Here is a 1,358-nt window from a genome sequence, read left to right on the forward strand (position 1 = left end):
AAGTACAAAAGAACCTTAACAATGTTTGGTGAAAATACTGACGAAGGAAGAGAGAAGTTTAAGTCGGACTTGGAGGATACTCACCAGTTATTTAAGTCCTACGTTTCAGAACGTCGTCCATCGGTTGATATTGAATCAGTTGCCAATGGTGATATCTGGTTTGGTTCTAAAGCCAAGGAAGTATCTTTAGTTGATGACTTGAAAACATCAGATGAATATATTTTAGAAGCCTGTCAGGACTCAGAGGTCTATTCCTTGGAATTCAAAGCAAAGAAAAGTTTGATGGATAAACTAGGCATGTCGGTAAGCTCAGGTATTGAACAGTCTGTTACCAAACTGCTTTCCGAGCTGAATATCTCTCGTGGTATGAAGTAATTAATTAAGTCGTTGATGGGGCGGGGTTGCGACTCTGGCCCCATTTTTATTTTGTGAATGTTTAAACAGGGGCCGCAATTTACCTGTAATTTCAAAGTGCGCAAGTTTGGTGCTCATTGAAGCTCTGTGTATCCATTATTTAGCCAGCTTATGGCACCCACTCAATGAGGCGAACAAAAGCTTCAATTATTTATCGTGAAACAAAGAACTTTAGAGCTATTCAGATATTGCTAGGGCACTTTAAAATTGACAGCACTATAAGGTATCTTGGGGTTGAAGTAGATGATGCGCTTGATCTTGCCGAACGAATTCAGGTGTAGAATTTCGTCAAAAGGCGGTTATTTACAATTTAAGTAACTTCCTTTTTATGCAATTTTTTAAAAGCCGGCATTAAGGGCTCATCAAAATAAGTAAATTAATTTTGGCTTTTAAATAAGACCTCGACTTTCAGTAATCGCTTATTAACTCTAGAGAGTTCCTATAACCAGCAATCAATATCCTGACCTCCTAAAATAGCCATTATTTCAACGACCGCACCATTAACACGGTAGTAAATATTATCGGAGCAATAAGAGCAGCGCCTATAACCTGGGCGAATATGGTCAACTGATTGGAAGAGATATGGGTTGATAGAAATTTTCTCGAACATATCGAAAAAACCATGGTAATAGGTATCTGCCTGAGCTTCTCCAAACTCGCTATATTCGTAAGCGTATATCCGCTTTAGGTCTTCTTTAGTATTCGAAGATATCTTAAATTCAAACATGCCTTACTTCAGTTCTGACTTGAATTCAGCCAGCATCTCAGATGCCATTTGATTTACAAAACCACTGGATTCTGCATCTTCAAGCTTTCTATTAATTGCTTCAGCCCTTCTCGCGCTGCGGATAAGATCGTTTATCAATTCACTTTTATTAGAGTAATCTTGAACATTATCTACATGATTTCGCAACCAAGAATCATTTTGCTCTGTTAACGTAATA

Annotated in this window: 3 protein-coding genes and 1 pseudogene; 2 read left to right on the forward strand and 2 right to left on the reverse strand. The window is 38.0% G+C overall.

What is annotated here, in order from left to right:
* Both A3735_RS24975 and A3735_RS29290 read left to right on the forward strand, forming a co-directional pair.
* Positions 1-375 (forward strand): S49 family peptidase (locus tag A3735_RS24975; protein ID WP_197486033.1); only part of this gene is annotated, 375 nt, incomplete at its 5' end.
* A 149-nt stretch (positions 376-524) separates the two neighbouring features.
* Positions 525-695, forward strand: a pseudogene (locus A3735_RS29290) (integrase); the annotation flags it as partial.
* 158 nt (positions 696-853) lie between these two features.
* Here A3735_RS29290 and A3735_RS24980 read toward each other — a convergent pair.
* Positions 854-1,141 carry a type II toxin-antitoxin system RelE/ParE family toxin gene (locus A3735_RS24980; RefSeq protein ID WP_068512156.1) on the reverse strand — a complete coding sequence of 96 codons (288 nt, stop codon included), beginning with the start codon at positions 1,139-1,141 and terminating at the stop codon, positions 854-856.
* 3 nt (positions 1,142-1,144) lie between these two features.
* A partial coding sequence (locus tag A3735_RS24985) for a CopG family transcriptional regulator (protein ID WP_068638852.1) occupies positions 1,145-1,358 on the reverse strand: 214 nt, incomplete at its 5' end.

This window comes from Oleiphilus sp. HI0061 (genome assembly GCF_001635675.1).

Excerpts from the sequence above, each read along its gene's own strand:
- A3735_RS24980 (WP_068512156.1), bottom strand. The coding sequence starts at position 1,141 with ATGTTTGAATTTAAGATATCTTCGAATACTAAAGAAGACCTAAAGCGG.